This window comes from Micromonospora sp. LOL_014 (assembly GCF_048060245.1).
GTDB lineage: Bacteria > Actinomycetota > Actinomycetes > Mycobacteriales > Micromonosporaceae > Micromonospora_E.
Window position 1 is genome coordinate 121,673 of the sequence record NZ_JBHMIP010000014.1, and the last position, 18,575, is coordinate 140,247.

12 protein-coding genes are annotated in these 18,575 nt (G+C 72.3%); 10 read left to right on the forward strand and 2 right to left on the reverse strand.

All coding sequences use genetic code 11. From position 1 onward, the window contains the following. Positions 1-163 precede the first annotated feature (163 nt). The 5 genes from trpC (at position 164) to ACFHW1_RS14680 (ending at position 5,674) form a co-directional block, all read left to right on the forward strand. Complete coding sequence (gene trpC / locus ACFHW1_RS14660) at positions 164-967, forward strand: indole-3-glycerol phosphate synthase TrpC (RefSeq protein ID WP_416551824.1); 804 nt, start codon at positions 164-166, stop codon at positions 965-967. Continuing rightward, entirely contained in the window at positions 964-2,247 is a 1,284-nt protein-coding gene (gene trpB, locus ACFHW1_RS14665) for a tryptophan synthase subunit beta (RefSeq protein ID WP_416551777.1), read from the forward strand. The genes trpC and trpB overlap by 4 nt, the downstream gene beginning before the upstream one ends. After that, positions 2,244-3,044, forward strand: coding sequence for a tryptophan synthase subunit alpha (gene trpA, locus ACFHW1_RS14670; RefSeq protein WP_416589572.1), 801 nt, complete (start codon positions 2,244-2,246; stop codon positions 3,042-3,044). Before trpB ends, trpA begins: the two co-directional genes overlap by 4 nt. A gap of 117 nt (positions 3,045-3,161) precedes the next feature. Continuing rightward, on the forward strand, positions 3,162-4,433 hold the full coding sequence (gene lgt / locus ACFHW1_RS14675) for a prolipoprotein diacylglyceryl transferase (RefSeq protein ID WP_416615603.1): 1,272 nt from the start codon (positions 3,162-3,164) through the stop codon (positions 4,431-4,433). Between the two features lie 44 nt (positions 4,434-4,477). Beyond that, on the forward strand, positions 4,478-5,674 hold the full coding sequence (locus ACFHW1_RS14680; protein WP_416551780.1) for an FAD-dependent oxidoreductase: 1,197 nt from the start codon (positions 4,478-4,480) through the stop codon (positions 5,672-5,674). 93 nt (positions 5,675-5,767) lie between these two features. On the opposite strand, the gene ACFHW1_RS14685 is transcribed toward ACFHW1_RS14680, so the two are convergent. After that, positions 5,768-6,826 carry a GNAT family N-acetyltransferase gene (locus ACFHW1_RS14685; RefSeq protein ID WP_416615605.1) on the reverse strand — a complete coding sequence of 353 codons (1,059 nt, stop codon included), beginning with the start codon at positions 6,824-6,826 and terminating at the stop codon, positions 5,768-5,770. A 146-nt stretch (positions 6,827-6,972) separates the two neighbouring features. Here ACFHW1_RS14685 and gltB point away from each other — a divergent pair, with 146 nt between their 5' ends. The 3 genes from gltB to ACFHW1_RS14700 all read left to right on the forward strand — a co-directional run bounded on the left by gltB (position 6,973) and on the right by ACFHW1_RS14700 (position 14,128). After that, positions 6,973-11,592: a glutamate synthase large subunit gene (gene gltB, locus ACFHW1_RS14690; RefSeq protein WP_416615607.1), complete on the forward strand. Its 4,620-nt coding sequence runs from the start codon at positions 6,973-6,975 to the stop codon at positions 11,590-11,592. Beyond that, a complete protein-coding gene (locus ACFHW1_RS14695; RefSeq protein WP_416551783.1) occupies positions 11,585-13,153 on the forward strand; it encodes a glutamate synthase subunit beta in 1,569 nt (522 codons plus the stop codon). Before gltB ends, ACFHW1_RS14695 begins: the two co-directional genes overlap by 8 nt. Positions 13,154-13,321: 168 nt before the next feature. After that, positions 13,322-14,128, forward strand: a complete 807-nt coding sequence (locus tag ACFHW1_RS14700; protein WP_416551784.1) for an SGNH/GDSL hydrolase family protein — start codon at positions 13,322-13,324, stop codon at positions 14,126-14,128. Between the two features lie 75 nt (positions 14,129-14,203). On the opposite strand, the gene ACFHW1_RS14705 is transcribed toward ACFHW1_RS14700, so the two are convergent. After that, positions 14,204-14,941 (reverse strand): hypothetical protein, encoded by a 738-nt coding sequence (locus ACFHW1_RS14705; protein ID WP_416551785.1) that lies wholly within the window; start codon positions 14,939-14,941, stop codon positions 14,204-14,206. A gap of 246 nt (positions 14,942-15,187) precedes the next feature. On the opposite strand from ACFHW1_RS14705, the gene ACFHW1_RS14710 reads away from it, so the two are divergent. Further along, complete coding sequence (locus ACFHW1_RS14710; protein WP_416567965.1) at positions 15,188-15,871, forward strand: S1 family peptidase; 684 nt, start codon at positions 15,188-15,190, stop codon at positions 15,869-15,871. A gap of 130 nt (positions 15,872-16,001) precedes the next feature. Continuing rightward, positions 16,002-18,575: an FtsK/SpoIIIE domain-containing protein gene (locus tag ACFHW1_RS14715; protein ID WP_416551787.1), complete on the forward strand. Its 2,574-nt coding sequence runs from the start codon at positions 16,002-16,004 to the stop codon at positions 18,573-18,575.

Consider the following 18,575-nt stretch of genomic DNA (forward strand, 5'->3'; position numbering starts at 1 on the left):
ATCGGCATTATGCCCCAGCCCAGATGGTGAGGCGCGCCATACCCCCGACTCCAGCTCACCTGCGCCGCCACCTAGCATCGGGCGCATGACACCCGGAGAGGGGAGTCCGTTGGTGACTGCTGACCAGGAGGACAACGCCGGACCGTCGGCGCCGGCGCTCGGAGTGCTCGACGAGATCATCGCCGGCGTCCGAGCCGAGGTTGACCGCCGCGAAGGGCTGGTCCCGCTGAGCCGGATCCGTGAGCTCGCCGCCGCCGCGCCACCGCCGATCGACGCCTGCGCAGCGCTGCGCAAGCCCGGGGTCGGGGTGATCGCCGAGGTCAAGCGGGCCTCGCCGTCCAAGGGCGCGCTGGCCGACATCCCGGACCCGGCCGTTCTGGCCTCGGAGTACGCCGCCGGTGGTGCCCGCTGCATCAGCGTGCTGACCGAGCAGCGCTGGTTCGGCGGCTCACTGGACGACCTCACCGCCGTACGGGCCGCCGTCGACGTGCCGGTACTGCGCAAGGACTTCATCGTCTCCAGCTACCAGGTCCACGAGGCCCGCGCCTACGGCGCCGACCTGGTCCTGTTGATGGTGGTCGCGCTGGAGCAGAACGTGCTGGTCGGTCTGCTGGAGCGGATCGAGTCGCTGGGCATGACCGCGCTGGTCGAGGTGCACACCGAGGAGGAGGCCGACCGAGCCCTCGAAGCCGGTGCCCAGATCATCGGGGTCAACGCCCGAGACCTGCGCACCCTGGAGGTGGACCGGTCGGTGTTCGAGCGGATCGCGCCAGGGCTGCCGAACAGTGTCGTCAAGATCGCCGAGTCGGGGGTGCGCGGACCGCACGACCTCATCCGGTACGCGTCGGCCGGCGCCGACGCGGTCCTGGTCGGCGAGGGCCTGGTGACCCAGAAGAGCCCCCGGGACGCGGTCGCCGAGCTGGTCAACGCCGGCAATCACCCGGCGACGCCGAGGCCGGTCCGATGAGCGCCCCGAACGCCGCCGGCGTCGATGCGCCCGGCACCGGTGCGCAACCCGCCGCGCTGCCCGACTACACCGGCCACTTCGGCCGCTACGGCGGGCGGTTCGTGCCCGAAGCGCTGATCGCCGCCCTCGACGAGCTGGACGTCGCGTACCGGCAGGCGATGGCCGACGACGGCTTCCGGGCCGACTTCGACCGGCTGCTGCGCGACTACGCCGGCACCCCGTCGCTGCTCTACCGGGCCGAGCGGCTGTCCGCGCAGGTCGGCGCGACGGTGCTGCTCAAGCGCGAGGACCTCAACCACACCGGCGCGCACAAGGTGCGCAACGTGCTCGGCCAGGCGTTGCTGACCCGGCGGATGGGCAAGCCCCGGATCATCGCCGAGACCGGCGCCGGTCAGCACGGTGTGGCCAGTGCCACCGCCGCCGCCCTGCTGGACCTCGAATGCGTGGTCTACATGGGCGAGGTGGACACCGAACGGCAGGCGCTCAACGTGGCCCGGATGCGGATGCTCGGTGCCACCGTGGTGCCGGTGACCACCGGGTCGCGCACCCTCAAGGACGCGCTCAACGAGGCGCTGCGCGACTGGGTGGCCAGCGTCGACCACACCCACTATCTGATCGGCACCGCCGCCGGGCCGCACCCGTTCCCGGCGATGGTCCGCGACTTCGTGCGCGGTATCGGTGACGAGGCCCGCCAGCAGTGCCTGGACAGCCTCGGCGCGCTACCGGACGCGGTCACCGCCTGCGTCGGCGGCGGCTCCAACGCCATCGGCATCTTCCACGCCTTCGTCGGCGACGACCAGGTCCGGCTGTACGGCTTCGAGGCCGGCGGCGACGGGGTGGGCACCGGCCGGCACGCGGCCAGCATCACCGGCGGTGCCGCCGGTGTGCTGCACGGCGCGCGTACCTACCTGCTGCAGGACGCCGACGGGCAGACCCTGGACTCGCACTCGATCTCGGCCGGGTTGGACTACCCGGCGGTCGGGCCGGAGCACGCCTGGCTGCACGACGCCGGCCGGGCCCGCTACCGACCGGTCACCGACGCCGAGGCGATGTCGGCGTTCCAGCTGCTCTGCCGCACCGAGGGGATCATCCCGGCGATCGAGAGCGCACACGCTCTCGCCGGCACGCTGCGGGTCATCCCGGAGCTCACCGCCGAGCTGGGCCGTGAGCCGACCATTGTGGTCAACCTCTCCGGCCGCGGCGACAAGGACGTGCACACCGCCGGCGCGTACTTCGGCATTCTCGACGGACAGGACCGACTCGACGGGCAGGACCGATGAGCATCTCGGTGGCGTTCGACAAGGCCCGGGCCGAGGGCCGCGCCGTGCTGGTCGGCTGCATGCCGGCCGGCTTTCCCAACGTCGACGACAGCATCGTCGCGATGCGGGCGATGGTCGACGCGGGGGTCGACGTCATCGAGGTCGAGCTGCCCTACTCCGACCCGGTGATGGACGGCCCGGTGATTCAGCGGGCCAGCGACATCGCCCTGGCCGGCGGGGTCCGCACCGCTGACGCACTGCGGATCATCGAGGCGGTCGCCGCGACCGGCGCGCCGGTGGTCACCATGACCTACTGGAACCCGATCGAGCGGTACGGCGTGAACGCCTTCGCCCGTGACCTGGCGGCGGCCGGGGGTACCGGGCTGATCACCCCGGACCTGATCCCGGATGAGGCGGACGAGTGGCTGGCCGCCTCGGACGCGTACGGCCTGGACCGGACCTTCCTCGTCTCGCCGTCGTCGACCGACGCCCGGCTGGCGATGACCGTGCGGCACTGCCGGGGCTTCGTCTACGCCACCGCGTTGATGGGTGTCACCGGGGCCCGCGAGCAGTCCTCCGGCGCGGCACCGACCCTGGTCGGCCGGCTGCGCCAGGTCACCGACCTGCCGGTCGGCGTCGGCCTCGGGGTGGGCAACGGCGCCCAGGCCGCCGAGGTGGGTTCGTTCGCCGACGGGGTGATCGTCGGCAGCGCGTTGATCCGGTGCCTGCTGGACGCAGCCGATCTGCCCGCCGGGCTGGCCGCGCTGCGTTCGCTCAGCGGTGAACTCGCCGCCGGCGTACGCGCCGTGACCCGGTGAAGCGGGTTGGGCGACCCGGCAAAGCAGGGCACCGTGACCTGGTAAGCCGGCGACACGCCTGACGCTGGCCGGCTGGGGGTCCCGGGTTGGCGGGTCGCGACGGTAGCGTGTGCACCCGTGACACTCGCCGCGATCCCCAGCCCGGCCACCGCAGTCTGGCAACTTGGTCCAGTTCCCATCCGGGCGTACGCGCTCTGCATCGTCCTCGGCATCGTGGTGGCCAGCGCGGTCACCGAGTACCGGCTCCGCCAGCGCGGGGTCCGCCCGTGGGCGGTGCTGGACATCGCCATCTGGGCGGTGCCGTTCGGCATTCTCGGTGCCCGGCTCTACCACGTCGTCTCCTCACCGCAGGCGTACTTCGGCGCCAACGGCATCCCGATCGAAGCCTTCTACATCTGGCAGGGCGGTCTCGGTATCTGGGGCGCCGTCGCCGGTGGCGCGGTCGGCGCCTGGCTGGCCGGCCGCCAGCTGGGCATCCCGCTCAGCGTGGTCGCCGACGCACTCGCCCCCGGCCTGCCGCTCGCCCAGGCCGTCGGCCGGTTCGGCAACTGGTTCAACAACGAGTTGTACGGCGGCCCGACCACGTTGCCGTGGGGCCTGCAGGTGCACCAGATGGACCGCAGCAACCCGGGTCAGGCGCTGCGCGACCCGGAGGGCAACCCGGTGCTGGAGCCGGGGCTCTACCATCCGACGTTCCTGTACGAGGCGATCTGGAACGTCGGTGTCGCCGCGCTGGTGTTGCTCGCCGACCGCCGTTGGAAGCTCGGTGCCGGTCGGGCCTTCGCGGTGTACGTGGCGGGCTACACCGCCGGCCGGTTCTGGATCGAGATGATGCGGACCGACGAGGCCAACGAGATCCTCGGTGTCCGGCTGAACGTGTGGACCTCGGCGGTGGTCTTCCTGGCCGCGCTGGTTTATCTCGTCCGGGTACGCGGCCCGCAACAGTTCCTTGTCCCGCTGGACGCCGAGGGTCGGCCGTTGCCACCTGTAGGCGCGTCGACCCCGGCCGCCGGCGGTTCGACCGACGCCGGGTCGGGCACCGCCGAGCCGACCGAAAGCGGGGCGGCCGAGTCCGGGGCAACCGGTGGGGTGTCCCAGATCGACGTCTCGGGCAGGAAACCCACCGCCGAGTTGGCCGCCGGCTACCGAGTGGTTACCGAGGAACAGTTCCGGCGGTACGAGAGCACCGGTGAGCTGCCGGCCGAGACCACCGCCGGAACGGATACCGGCAGCACCACCGACCCCGGCGCGGACGGTGCCGACGACGGTGTCGCCGAGAGCGACGCCGACGCCAAGACCGGCACCGAGACCGGCACCGAGACCGGCACCGAGACCGGAGCCGACGCCGAGACCGGAGCCGGCACCGGCACCGGTAAGACCGGAAGCTGACCGCCGGTCGGCGGGTGCCGATCGACCGGGGGAGAGGGGGCGGGATGCGTACTGCGGTCGTGGTGGGGGCGGGCATCGGCGGTCTGGCGGTCGCCGGTGCCCTGGCCCGCACCGGTTGGCGGGTCACCCTGCTGGAACGTGAGGACCGGGTCCGGTCCGACGGCACCGCCCTGGTGCTCTGGGCCAACGGTGTCCGCGCATTGCGGGCGTTGGGCCTCGGCGCCGGGCTGGAGGCGATCGCCACCCCGGTGTCGTACACCGGGGTACGCCGCCCCGACGGGCAGTGGCTGGTGCAGCCCCGGCCGCAGCCGGAGGACCGGGCCCCGGTGGTGGTGCACCGGGAGGATCTGCACGACGCGTTGATCGCAGGTCTCGGCGAGCAGGCCGAGATCCGCACCGGGGTGACCGTGAAGGGCCTGCGACCGGCGGTGGACCGGCCGGCAGTGACCATCGGCCGGGGCGTCGTCGAGGCCGACCTGGTGGTGGCGGCGGACGGCGTGCACAGCGCGCTGCGTCCGGCGTTGGCCCCGGGCAGTTCGGTGGTCAGCTCAGGGAGTTCGGCCTGGCGGGCGGTGATCCCCTGGTACCGGGCGCCGCAGCTGGCTGCCGGCCAGGTCGGCGGCGAGATACTCGGCGCCGGCTATCGGTTCGTCTCGGCCTCGTTGGGTGAACGGGGTTCGGCCGGCGGCTCCAGCCGGGGCGGCATCTACTGGGTGGCGACCGCCGCCGGGGCCTCTCGCCCGGAGCCGCCGGCGACCCAGCTGACCCTGCTGCGCCGCTGGTTCGCCGGCTGGCCGGCCCCGGTGGGCGAGCTGCTCGCCGCTACCGAGCCGGCCGACCTGGTGCAGCAGGAGGTCCGCGAGCTGCGGCCGCTGCCTCCGGCGTACGGGTTCCCGGTCGGGCCGGGCGGAGTGGTGCTGCTCGGTGACGCGGCGCACGCGATGCCGCATCATCTCGGGCAGGGCGCGTGCCTGGCGTTCGAGGACGCGGCGACGCTGTGCGCCCTGGTCCGGAACACCGTGCCAGGGCCGGCGCTGGCCGCAGCGGTCGATTCGTACAGCCGGTTGCGCCGGCCGCGGGCGGTGGCGATGGTGCGCCAGACCCGGCGGATGGCGGCGGTGCTGTCGGCGCGGGGACGGCTGGCGCTGCGGGCCCGGGACGCGACGCTCGGCACGATCAGCCCTCGGCTGATGGGCAGTGTGGCCGCCACCGCAGCGAAGTGGCAGCCGCCGCCGTCCTGACCGTATCGCCTGTGGCAAGTGGGCCGGTCGCCTGCGGCGATTGGGCCGGTCGCCTGCGGCGATTGGGCCGGTCGCCTGCGGCGATTGGGCCGGTCAGCCGACAAGATGGGCGGTGGGCTCGGCGATGCAGGAGGTACCCACTCGGCGGAAGCCGAGTCGGTGGTAGAGCATCGCCACGTCGTCGTCGCCGGCGGCCAGGAAGATCAGGTCGACGCCGGCGGCGAGCGCGTGCCGGGCCAGCGCGGCGGTGATCGCAGACGCCAGACCCTGGCGGCGGGCCGGTGCCACGGTGCCGACACCGACGATCTCGGCGACGTCGTCGACCCGGTTGAGCGATCCGACGGCGGCCAGCTGCCCGGCCGAGGGCAGCCCGGCCGAGGGCAGCCCGGCCAGGGCGATGGTGTGGCTGCCGGCGGCGATCGCCGACCGTTCGCGGTCGACCAGGGTGTCCGGCAGGGCCGGGTCGTCGGTCGCCGCCGCGACAGGTGAGGCCGTCGGGCCTGTCGTGGCCAGCGGTTCGATGCTGTCCGGTGGGGCTGCCGGGGCGGTGGTGGCGAGCCCGCCGGGGGCCGGCGCGGGCGGCCCGGCCGCGCCGCCCGCGCCGCCGCCGGGACTGCCACTGTCGACAGTGGGAAATGTCACTGTAACAATCTCGGGGGTGTCCGCGCCGACGGCCGGCAGTCCGGTACCGGTGCCGTCGGACGGGGCGAACGCGGCCTGGGCGATGGTGAACCAGGTGGTGAGATCTGCCGCGAAGTCGGGTGAGTCCGGGTCGAGCAGCCGTACCGGCCGGTCGGCGAACCGGCCAACCGGGGGCAGAGCGGTCGGGTCGAGCACCATCAGCGGTGCCTGCCGCACGCCGAGCCCGGCCGATCGGGCCACCGCCAGCAGGTCGGGGTTGATCTCGTGGATCCATTCGAAGGACTCGGGAAGGCCCAGTTCGCGCTGCCGGGCGCGTACGGTGGTGATGTCGGCGGCGGCCGGCGGCGCGGTCACGCCTACCCGGGGGCGGGCGTAGAACGGCCAACCCGCCTCCCCATTCCGCACGAAAAGTACATAGTCACCCAGCTCTTCGGGGCGGGCGGCAGCACGCGGTACGGCATCGCAGAACCGGTCCAGCCGGCCAAGGAGTTCGTTCTCCTGGTTGGCCACCTTGTGAGACTACACGTCCCATACAATGGACGTGTGATCAATTCGCACTGGTGATGTCCGGTGGCCCCTCACGTAGACTCAGAAAACTCTCCAGGGCCGACGTCGTCCCGAAATCTGTTCATGCGCGAGTGACGACAGGAGGCCCGGTGGTTCTTCCGTACCCGCAGGGACCGCACCCCTGCCCGCCGCAGGCATCCCAGCCGCCGGCGCAGGGTCTCTACGACCCCGCCCACGAGCACGACGCGTGTGGTGTCTCTTTCGTGGCGGACCTCAACGGCCGCCGCTCGCACGACGTGGTGGCCAAGGGCCTGGCCGCGCTGTGCCGGCTCGACCACCGTGGTGCGCGGGGTGCGGAGCAGAACACCGGTGACGGCGCCGGCATCATGATCCAGGTCCCGGACGCGTTCCTACGGGCCGTCGTCGACTTCGACCTGCCGCCGGCCGGGCAGTACGCCACCGGCCTGGTGTTCCTGCCCGCAGACCCGGCCGACGAGGCCCGGGTCCGCCGGATCGTCGAGAAGTACGCCCTGGTCGAGGGTGCCGACGTACTCGGCTGGCGGGACGTGCCGGTGCAGCCGGACGGGCTCGGCGAGACCGCCGACGCCGTCCGCCCCCGGATCGCGCAGCTCTTCCTGTCCGCGCAGCGGCTGACCGACTCGGCGGCCGGCCCGGCCGGCACCCCGTTGGCCGGGCTGGACCTGGACCGGGTGGCGTTCTGCGTACGCAAGCAGGCCGAGCGGGAGAGCGCCGAGCGCGGCGTGACCGCCTACTTCCCGTCGCTGTCCGGCCGGACCATGGTCTACAAGGGCATGCTCACCCCGGACCAGCTGCCCGAGTTCTACCCCGACCTGCGCGACGAGCGGGTGGCCAGCGCGATCGCCCTGGTGCACTCCCGGTTCTCCACCAACACGTTTCCGTCCTGGCCGCTGTCGCACCCGTACCGGTTCATCGCGCACAACGGCGAGATCAACACGATCCGGGGTAACAAGAACTGGATGAACGCCCGCGAGGCGCTGCTCGCCACGCCGGACATCCCCGGCAACATCCGCCGGCTGTTCCCGGTCTGCACCCCGCAGGCGTCCGACTCGGCCAACTTCGACGAGGTCCTCGAACTGCTACACCTGGCCGGGCGCAGCCTGCCGCACGCCGTCCTGATGATGATCCCGGAGGCATGGGAGAACGACCCCGGGATGGAGCCGGCGAAGCGTGACTTCTACCGCTTCCACGCCAGCCTGATGGAGCCGTGGGACGGTCCGGCCTCGGTTGCCTTCACCGATGGTGAGCTGGTCGGCGCGGTGCTGGACCGCAACGGGCTGCGGCCGGGCCGCTGGTGGCGCACCAGCGACGGCCTGGTGGTGCTGGGCAGCGAAGCCGGCGTGCTCGATCTCGACCCGGCGACCGTGGTCGCCAAGGGCCGGCTGCGGCCGGGGCGGATGTTCCTGGTCGACACCGCCGCCGGGCGCATCGTCGAAGACGAGGAGATCAAGGCCGAGCTGGCCGCCGCCCACCCGTACGGCGACTGGCTGCACGCCGGCCTGATCGACCTGCGGGACCTGCCGGAGCGGGACCACATCGTCTATACGCATGACTCGGTGCAGCGCCGCCAGCAGACCTTCGGCTACACCGAGGAGGAGCTGAAGATCCTGATCGCGCCGATGGCCCGCAAGGGCATCGAGCCGATCGGGTCGATGGGCACCGACACCCCGGTCTCGCCGCTGTCCACCCGGCCCCGGCTGCTGTTCGACTACTTCCACCAGCTGTTCGCCCAGGTCACCAACCCGCCGCTGGACGCCATCCGGGAGGAGATGGTGACCAGCCTGCAGTCCACCATCGGCCCGGAGGCCAACCTGCTCGACCCGGGTCCGGCCTCCTGCCGGCAGATCGTGCTGCCGTACCCGATCATCGACAACGACGAGCTGGCCAAGATCCTGTCCATCGACGAGGACGGCGACCTGCCCGGCTTCAAGGCGGTCCGGGTCTCCGGCCTGTACCCGCTGCGCGACGGCGCCGCCGGCATCAAGGCCCGGCTCACCGAGATCTGCCGGCACGTGTCCGAGGCGATCGAGGACGGAGTACGGATCTTCGTGCTGTCGGACCGGGACTCGACCCTCGACCTGGCGCCGATCCCGTCGCTGCTGCTCACCGCCGCCGTGCACCAGCATCTGGTGCGCGAGCAGACTCGCACCCAGGTGGCGCTGGTCGTCGAGTCCGGTGACTGCCGGGAGGTGCACCACGCCGCCGTGCTGATCGGCTACGGTGCCGCTGGAGTCAACCCGTACCTGGCCTTCGAATCGGTCGAGGACCTGATCGCCACCGGCGCGCTGGCCGGCATCACCTCCGCCGAGGCGATCCGCAACTACGTCAAGGCGCTCGGCAAGGGCGTACTCAAGATCATGTCGAAGATGGGCATTTCCACGGTTTCCTCGTACTGCGGGGCACAGGTCTTCGAAGCGGTCGGTCTGGATCCCCGGCTGGTCGAGCGCTACTTCGCCGGCACCCCGGGCACCGTCGGCGGGGTCGGGTTGTCCGGCATCCACGCCGAGGTCGCCGCCCGGCACGCCCGCGCCTACCCGTCGAACAGCGCCGAACGCTCGCACCGCCGCCTCGACGTCGGCGGCGAGTACCAGTGGCGGCGCGAAGGCGAACTGCACCTGTTCAACCCGGAGACGGTGTTCCTGCTGCAGCACGCCACCCGCTCCGGGCAGTACGACGTGTTCCGCCGCTACACCACCACCGTCGACAACCTGGCCGCCGAGGCCGGCTCGCTGCGTGGACTGTTCACCCTGCGCGACGGGGTCCGCGAGCCGGTGCCGATCGACGAGGTCGAGCCGGCCAGCGAGATCGTCAAGCGGTTCTCCACCGGCGCCATGAGCTACGGCTCGATCTCCGCCGAGTCGCACGAGACCCTCGCCATCGCGATGAACCGCCTCGGCGGGCGGTCCAACACCGGCGAGGGCGGCGAGGACGTCGACCGGCTCTACGACCCGGCCCGCCGTTCGGCGGTCAAGCAGATCGCCTCCGGCCGGTTCGGCGTCACCAGCGAGTACCTGGTCAACGCCGACGACCTGCAGATCAAAATGGCGCAGGGGGCCAAGCCGGGTGAGGGCGGCCAGCTGCCCGGCAACAAGGTGTGGCCGTGGATCGCCAAGACCCGCCACGCCACCCCCGGCGTCGGGCTGATCTCCCCGCCGCCGCACCACGACATCTACTCGATCGAGGACCTCGCCCAGCTGGTGCACGACCTCAAGTGCGTCAACCCGGCCGCCCGGGTGCACGTCAAGCTGGTCAGCGAGATCGGCGTCGGCACCGTCGCCGCCGGTGTCGCCAAGCTCAAGGCCGACGTCATCCTGATCTCCGGGCACGACGGCGGCACCGGCGCGTCCCCGCTGAACTCGCTCAAGCACGCCGGCACCCCGTGGGAGCTGGGCCTGGCCGAGACTCAGCAGACGCTGCTGCTGAACAAACTGCGCGACCGGGTCACCGTCCAGGTCGACGGCCAGCTCAAGACCGGCCGCGACGTGCTGATCGCGGCGCTGCTCGGTGCCGAGGAGTACGGCTTCGCCACCGCCCCGCTGATCGTCTCCGGCTGCGTGATGATGCGCGTCTGCCACCTGGACACCTGCCCGGTCGGCATCGCCACCCAGAACCCGGTGCTGCGGGAACGCTTCACCGGCAAGCCGGAGTTCGTGGAGAACTTCTTCCTGTTCCTCGCCGAGGAGGTCCGCAGCTACCTGGCCGAGCTGGGTTTCCGGTCGATCGACGAGGCGATCGGTCGGGCCGACCTGCTGGACACCACGCCGGCCGTGGAGCACTGGAAGGCCAAGGGCCTGGACCTGTCCGCGGTGTTGCACGTGCCGGCGCTGCCGGCCGGCGCCGCGCTGCGCGGCGTCCGCGCCCAGGACCACGGCCTGGACAAGGCGCTCGACAACGAGCTGATCGCCCTGGCCGGGCCGGCGTTGACCGACCGGGCCCCGGTGCGGGCGTCGGTGCCGGTACGCAACGAGCACCGCAGCGTCGGCGCGATGCTCGGCGGCGAGGTGACCCGCCGGGTCGGCGGGGCCGGGCTGCCCGACGACACCATCGAGTTCACCCTGACCGGCACCGCCGGGCAGTCGTTCGGTGCGTTCCTGCCGCGCGGGGTGACGCTGCGGCTGGTCGGCGACGCCAACGACTACGTCGGCAAGGGTCTGTCCGGTGGCCGGCTGATCGTGCGTCCGGACCCGGCGGCCCCGTTCGCCGCGCCCGGTGGTGCCGGCGCCGAGGAGCAGATCATCGCCGGCAACACCATCCTGTACGGGGCGACCGCCGGGGAACTGTTCCTGCGCGGGCGGGTGGGCGAACGGTTCGCGGTGCGCAACTCCGGCGCGGTCACCGTTGTCGAGGGCGTCGGCGACCACGGCTGCGAGTACATGACCGGCGGTACGGTCGTGGTGCTCGGCCCGACCGGGCGCAACTTCGCCGCCGGTATGTCCGGCGGTACGGCGTACCTGTGGCGCCTCGACGAGCAGCTGGTCAATCGGGAGTTGGTGGATCTGGAGCCGGTGGCCGCCGACGCCGAGCCGATGCTGCGTGAGTTGGTCGAGCGGCACTTCGCCGAGACCGACTCGGCGGTGGCCGAGGCTCTGCTCAAGCGCTGGCCGGAGGCGGTGGAGGAGTTCACAGTGGTGGTCCCGCGCGACTACCGCCGGGTGTTGGAGACGATGAGGGCCGCCGAAGCCGCCGGCCGTGACGTGGATGAGGCCGTCATGGAGGTGGCTCGTGCCTGACCCGACCGGATTCCTGCGGATCGACCGGCGGCTGCCGCACCGCCGACCCGTGCCGGTGCGGATCATGGACTGGCGGGAGGTCTATCCGCCGGCCGCCGACGAGCTGATCCGCGAGCAGGCGACCCGCTGCATGGACTGCGGCATCCCGTTCTGCCACGACGGCTGTCCGCTGGGCAACCGCATCCCGGACTGGAACGACCTGGTCCGTACCGGTGGCTGGGCGGCGGCGATCGAGTCGCTGCACGCCACCAACAACTTTCCGGAGTTCACCGGCCGGCTCTGCCCGGCGCCGTGCGAGGCGGCCTGCGTGCTGGGCATCGCCGGGGGTGCGCCGGTCACCATCAAGCAGGTCGAGGTGGAGATCATCAACCGGGCGGTGGGTGCCGGCCTGGTCACCCCGCATCCGGTGCCGGATCCGTCCGGCCGGCGGGTCGCGGTGGTCGGTTCCGGCCCGGCGGGGCTGGCCGCCGCCCAGCAGTTGGCCCGCGCCGGGCATGCGGTCACCGTGTTCGAGCGCGACGACGCCATCGGCGGCCTGATGCGGTACGGCATCCCTGACTTCAAGTTGGAGAAGGAGCACATCGACCTGCGGTTGGCCCAGTTGGCGGCCGAGGGCGTGCAGTTCCGTACCGGGGTGAACGTCGGCGTCGACGTGACCGCCGAGCAGCTGCGGGCCGACCACGATGCGGTGCTGCTGGCCTGCGGGGCGCTGGCCGGCCGGGACACCCCGGCGACGCCGGGCCGGGCGCTGCGTGGGGTGCATCTGGCGATGGAGCACCTGGTCGAGTCGAACCGGGTGGTGGCGGCTGCGGCGGCGCACGCCCGCACGGCCGAGGCGGCCGGGGTGGTGGCCGTCGAGCCGCCGTCGGAGTCCGGGTCATCGCACGTGGACGGCGTACCGGTGGACCGGCCGGCGATCGACGCGGCCGGCCGGCATGTGGTGATCATCGGCGGTGGTGACACCGCCGCCGACTGTCTCGGGGTGGCGCACCGGCAGGGTGCGGCCGGGGTGTACCAGCTGGATCTCTACCCGGAGCCGCCGAGCGCCCGCGACGAGGCCCGGGACCCGTGGCCGACCTGGCCGTGGGTGCTGCGCGAGTATCCGGCGCACGAGGAGGGCGGCGAGCGGGTCTTCGCCGTCGCGGTGCAGGAGTTCGTCGACGACGGCACCGGCGCGGTACGGGCGGTCCGGATCGCCGAGGTGACGGTGACCAAGCGTGACGGCGAGCGGATCCTGACCGTGGTGCCGGGCACCGAGCGGGAGCTGCCGGCGGACCTGGTGCTGCTGGCGATCGGCTTCGAGGGCACCGAGCAGCAGCCGTTGCTGGAGCAGCTGCGGCTGGTCCGTAACCGGCGCGGGGCGATCGACTCCGACGGTGCCTGGCAGACCGCTACCAAGGGGGTCTTCGTCGCCGGTGACATGCACCGGGGGGCATCGCTGATCGTGTGGGCGATCGCCGAGGGACGGGCAGCGGCGGCCGCCATCCACTCGTACCTCGGTGGGGTGGGGGAGTTGCCGGCACCGGTGGTGCCGACGGCACAGCCACTCGCCGCTCGGTGACCGGGACCGTTCCGTTCGGCCCTGCTGAAGATCTGCTGGTCTTCGGTGGGGTCGTTCCTCTTTCGGGGATGCAGATGTTTCGATAGCATTACTGGCTAGTAACAACCGTTACTCCCCACGGCCACGCGCGCGGCCACGAGGATCCCCCCATCCTTGTGAGGTCCGTCCATGCTCCTTCGTCCCCTGGCCCGCGCCGCCGTCGCGCTGGCCGTCACCCTTGGCGCCACCGGCGTCGGCGTCGTCGCGGCCACCGCCCCGGCATCCGCCGCACCCGCCGCCGTTCACTACGTCGCCCTCGGCGACTCGTTCTCGTCCGGCGTTGGCGCTGGCCCCTACGAGACGACCTGCCTGCGCAGCGACCGCTCGTACGCGCCGCTGTGGGCGGCCGCCAACTCCCCGGCCAGCTTCCGCTTCGTCGCCTGCGGCGGTGCGGTCACTGACGACGTGCTCGACAACCAGGTGTCCGCGCTTGACGCCGGCACCACGATGGTCACCATCACCATCGGTGGCAACGACGCCGGATTCGCCGATGTCGTGCTCAGCTGCCGGCTGGGCAGCGAGTCCTCCTGCGCCAGCGCGGTCGACCGGGCCGAACGGTTCGCCACCACCGAACTGCCCGGCCGGCTCGACGCCACCTACGCCGCGATCCGGCAGCGGGCACCGCACGCGCAGCTGATCGTGCTCGGCTACCCGCGCCTGTTCGACGAGGTCCGCTACTGCGGTCTGTTCGGTATGAGCCTGACCAAGCGGTCCATCATCAACGACGCGGCGGACCTGCTGGCCGACGTTACTGCCGCCCGCGCGTCGGCTGCCGGGGCCACCTTCGTGGACACCCGGCCGCAGTTCGCCGGGCACGGCGTATGTGCTGGCAGCCCATGGATCAACGACTTCTCCGCGTTGATCGCCGCGTACCACCCGAACGCCGCCGGCTACCGCGACGGGTATCTGGCCGCGCTCAACACGGTCACCGGCTGACAGTTTCACGTACCGAACGGAGCCAAGTACCTGGCGGTCCGGTCCCCGCCCGCACCACGGGGACCGGACCGTCCGTCAGGTAGTTGCCTGATCCCGGTCCCGGTCCCGGTCGTCATCGCTGGGAGCTGGCCGGTTGCTGAGGAAGTAGGCGCCGAGCGCGCCGGCCAGGGTGCCGAAGACGACGACCGAGTACGCGGCCAGAACAAGCTCCAGACCTTGGGCGAACGGGTCCCGCGCGGCCATCCGCTGACCGGTGATCGTGGTGAGCGTGACGTCGTGCAGCGCCTGCGCGTAGCTCGGATACGAGCCGGAGACCACCAGCAGTTGGCCGGCGGCGAGGATGAGGCTCACCGTCACCGCGAAGAGCCAGGCTAGACGGTCGGTGAGTAGCCGACCGGCGGAGCGCGAACCGCGTACGGCGGCGGAAATGGCCGCACCGGCGCGGGCCGTCCGTAAGGCCAACGCCACCCGGGCGAACCGCAGCACCGGTACGGCCAGGAAGAGCAGCTGCCACCAGTTGCGCCGCCAGAACCGGCCCGGGTGGTGCCGGCCCAGCCAGGCCCGCAGCGAGAACTCGGCGACGAAGACCACCCACAGCACCCAGCTGGCCGCGCCCAGAACGGCGGCCGTCGGCGGATGGGTGGTGACGAACTGTCCGATCACCAGGAGCAGGAACAGCACACCGAGGACGCCGAGCGGCTTGTCGAGGCGGTCGGCGAACCGGCGCAACGTCTCGTCGCGCTCGGTACCGTCGCGGGTGCCGTGTCTGGTCTCGCGGCCGTCGTCGGTGCCGTCGTTGTCGCCAGGTCGCATCGATCGCACTTCCGACGGTCGTCGGGACACTCCGATTACGGATACTAGGGGCTTATCGGGCTCGGTGCTGGCACTACCGGCCGCTCCGAGTGCCGACCAGGCCGTCCGGCACCGGGCCGACCGCGCTGCTAATTATGCAGGCGAATGCGTATTGTGTGTCGATATCCTCAGCGATAAGATCGACGCCGGGGACCTTCGATGAGGGCGACGCCAGGGCTGGGCGTTCGCTCGGTGAGGAGCACCATCTTGCGTCTCCGCCAACTATTGATTGCGGTCGTGACGGCACTCGCCGGCGCTGTCATGACTCCGTCGACATCCGCTGCCGCACCGCAGCAGATCATCGGCGGCGACACCGTTTCATCAGCGCCCTGGGTAGCCGCTGTCTACAGCGACGGCTCGTTCAGATGCTCCGGCTCGATCATCGCCTCCCGCTGGGTGCTCACCGCGGAGCACTGCATCGGCGGCTCGATGTCGGTCCGGGTCGGCAGTGTCCATCACGCCACCGGCGGCCAGGTGAGTGCGGTCAGCGCGACCTACTCCCAATACGGATACCTATACGACATCGGGCTGCTGTATCTCAGCACACCGATCGTGACCACGTATGTCACGCTCGCCGCCAGCAACCCGCCGGTCGGCTCGACCAACACCATCTACGGCTGGGGCCGTACCTGTCTCAACTGTCACCTGTCACCACAGCTCAAGACAGCCTCGGTGCAGGTGGTGTCGGTGCGGGGCCGGGACGCGTACGAGGGACCGGCGCTGCGCAGCTCCCCGGTGACCGGCATCGCCTGGCAGGGCGACTCGGGCGGCCCGCAGTTCTACAACGGACAACAGGTGGGTGTCTGCTCGAACTCCAACGGGTCGACCTCGCAGAACTACGCCTCGGTCGCTGCCAGCCGCGACTGGATCACCTCGATCACCGGCGTCTGACCGTCGGCACCTGACCGTCCTGACCCGGCTGCCCGGCCGGCGACCGCCGCCGGCCCGGCAGCCGGGTTAACAGCGCCCGCCCGATTCGGATAGTGTTCCGGTGGCTACCCGAGTGGCAGGTGGGGGTGGGATGAGCTTCGGTGCCGCGTACCGTCGGGCGGTCGCCGCCCACCGGCAGGCCGTGACCCACCTGACCACCGCACGATCGGCTATAGCGGACGGCCCGGCACCACCGCCGCCGGACCTCGGCGACGTCACCGAACGGCTGCGCCACGTCGGCGAAACCCTCACCACCGGCGCGACCAGCGCCACCCAGGACCTGTCCGCCGGCCCGGCACCGGTGCGGGTCGGCATGGCCCGCCCGGTCGGGCTGGCCGGCACCGGCGACCCGGTCGAGTTCCCCGCGCTGGTGCCGCTCGGCGCCGGCACCCACCTGGCCATCGACGCCGACGCCCGGCAGCCACGGATCGCCGCCCTGCTGCGCAGCCTCGTCGTTCGGCTGCTCGCCGCCGCCCAACCCGGCACGGTACGGGTGACCGCGCTGGACACCACCTCGATGGGAGCCACCTTCCTGCCGCTGCGCCCGCTGGTCGAAGCCGGTGTGCTGACGGCACCGGCCGCCACCGACGCCGAAGCCAAGGAACGCCTCGACGACGCCGACCAGCACGTACGCGCCGCCCAGGCCCGCACCGGCGGGCAGCCGGGGGAGCTGCTGGTGGTGGTCGCGGCGGCGCTGCCGGACAGCCGCGCCGAACTGATGCGCCTCGCCGCGCTCACCCACGCCGGCACCACCGCCCGGGTCTGCGTGATCGTCGCCGGCTACCCGCCGACCGGCACCGGAGCGCAGCCGCCGACGCTCGGCCCGACCACCCAGCTGCGACTCGACGGCAACCGGGGCTGGGTCGGCGACCCGCCCGGCCAGCCGTTCAGCTCCGACGGCAGCGGGCTGGCCGCACCGGTCGCCCTCGACGGCGACCCGCCGGCCCGGGTCGTGCAGGCCCTCGCCGACCGGCTCGGCGAGATTCACCGGCGCGGCTCCGCACTCGACTTCGCCGACCTGCTGCCGCCCCGGGTCTGGACCGAGACCGCCGGCACCGGCCTGCACACCGTCGTCGGCCGCGCCGGCCGGGAGCCGGCGATCCTCGCCTTCGACGACGTCACCCCGCACTGGCTGGTCGGTGGGCGCACCGGCTCCGGCAAGACCGTCTTCCTACTCGACCTGCTGTACGGCCTGGCCGCCCGCTACCCACCCGACGAGCTGGCGCTCTACCTGCTCGACTTCAAGGAAGGCGTCAGCTTCACCGAGTTCGTGCCGACCGGCCGCGACCCGTCGTGGATCCCGCACGCCCGCGCCGTCGGCATCGAATCCGACCGGGAGTACGGCGTCGCCGTGCTGCGCGAACTGCGCCGCGAGCTGAACCGGCGGGCGGCGGCGATGAAACGCCACGGCGTGACGAAACTGGCCGACCTGCCCCGCGACGGTGCCCCGACGCCGCGTACCGTCGCCGTGATCGACGAGTTCCACGTGCTGTTCGACGGCAACGACTCGGTCGCCCGAGAGGCCGCCGCCCTGCTGGAGGAGCTGGCCCGCAAAGGCCGGTCGTACGGCGTACACCTGGTGCTGGCCAGCCAGAGCATGTCCGGAATCGAAGCCCTGTACGGCAAGACCGACTCGATCTTCGGCCAGTTCCCGCTGCGGGTGGCGCTGCCCGGCGGCAACGGCGTCCTCGATCCGCTCAACCACACCGCCGGTGGGCTGCCGGTCGGGCAGGCGATCGTCAACGCCTCGGCCGGCATCGCCGGCGCCAACACGGTCGTCCGGTTCCCGGACGCGCACGGCGGGGCCCGGCGGATCGCCGCGCTGCGCCACGAGCTGTGGCAGGCCCGCGCCGCCGGCTCCCGGCCACCGGCGATCTTCAAGGGGTACGAGGCGGCGCACCTCGACGGCGACCCGACGTACCGCTCACTGGCCCCCGGCGGGCGGCGCCCCCTCGCCCTGGTCGGCCGGCAGGTCGACGTGGACCTGACGTCGGCGGTGTTCCCGCTGGACGCCACCCCGGGCCGGCACATCGCGGTGGTCGGCACCACCGGCCACGCCGCCGACGTGCTGCACGCCGCCACGGTCAGCCTGGCCCGGCAGGAGCCGGCCGGCCACCCCCGGTTCCTGTTCGCCCCGCTGGTCGCCTCCGCCGACGAGGTCGCCGATGAAACCGCTGAGGCGCTGCACGCCCTCGGGCACTCGATCACCCGGCTGACCGCCGCCGAGCTGCGCGAGGAGCTGCGCCGACTGGCCAACCCGGACACCGCCGCGTCGGCCGACGGCGGCCGGACGTACCTGGTGGTGTTCGGCATGGACGCCGCCGCCGGGGTGCTCGGCGCGAAGGACGACATGTTCCGGTCCGGGCTGGACGACCTGCAGGTGGTGCTGCGTCAGGGTCCCGGCCACGGCGTACACCTGTTGGGGTGGTGGCGCGGGCTGCGCCGGCTCGCCGACGACCTGGGCGGCTCGCACAACCGCGACGACCTGGCCTGCCTGGTGGCGATGAACGTGCCCGGCGGTGAGCTGGGCTCCTACCTGGGCACCCACGACCTGGCGTACCGGCCGCGGCCGAACCGGGCGCTGCTGATCGACCGGCACGACCAGCGGACCCGGCTGATCGTGCCGTTCGCGTTGCCCGGCCGCGAGCTGGACGAGGAGGGCTGA

Excerpts from the sequence above, each read along its gene's own strand:
- trpB (WP_416551777.1), top strand. The coding sequence starts at position 964 with ATGAGCGCCCCGAACGCCGCCGGCGTCGATGCGCCCGGCACCGGTGCG.
- trpA (WP_416589572.1), top strand. The coding sequence starts at position 2,244 with ATGAGCATCTCGGTGGCGTTCGACAAGGCCCGGGCCGAGGGCCGCGCC.
- ACFHW1_RS14680 (WP_416551780.1), top strand. The coding sequence starts at position 4,478 with ATGCGTACTGCGGTCGTGGTGGGGGCGGGCATCGGCGGTCTGGCGGTC.
- ACFHW1_RS14700 (WP_416551784.1), top strand. The coding sequence starts at position 13,322 with ATGCTCCTTCGTCCCCTGGCCCGCGCCGCCGTCGCGCTGGCCGTCACC.
- ACFHW1_RS14705 (WP_416551785.1), bottom strand. The coding sequence starts at position 14,941 with ATGCGACCTGGCGACAACGACGGCACCGACGACGGCCGCGAGACCAGA.
- ACFHW1_RS14715 (WP_416551787.1), top strand. The coding sequence starts at position 16,002 with ATGAGCTTCGGTGCCGCGTACCGTCGGGCGGTCGCCGCCCACCGGCAG.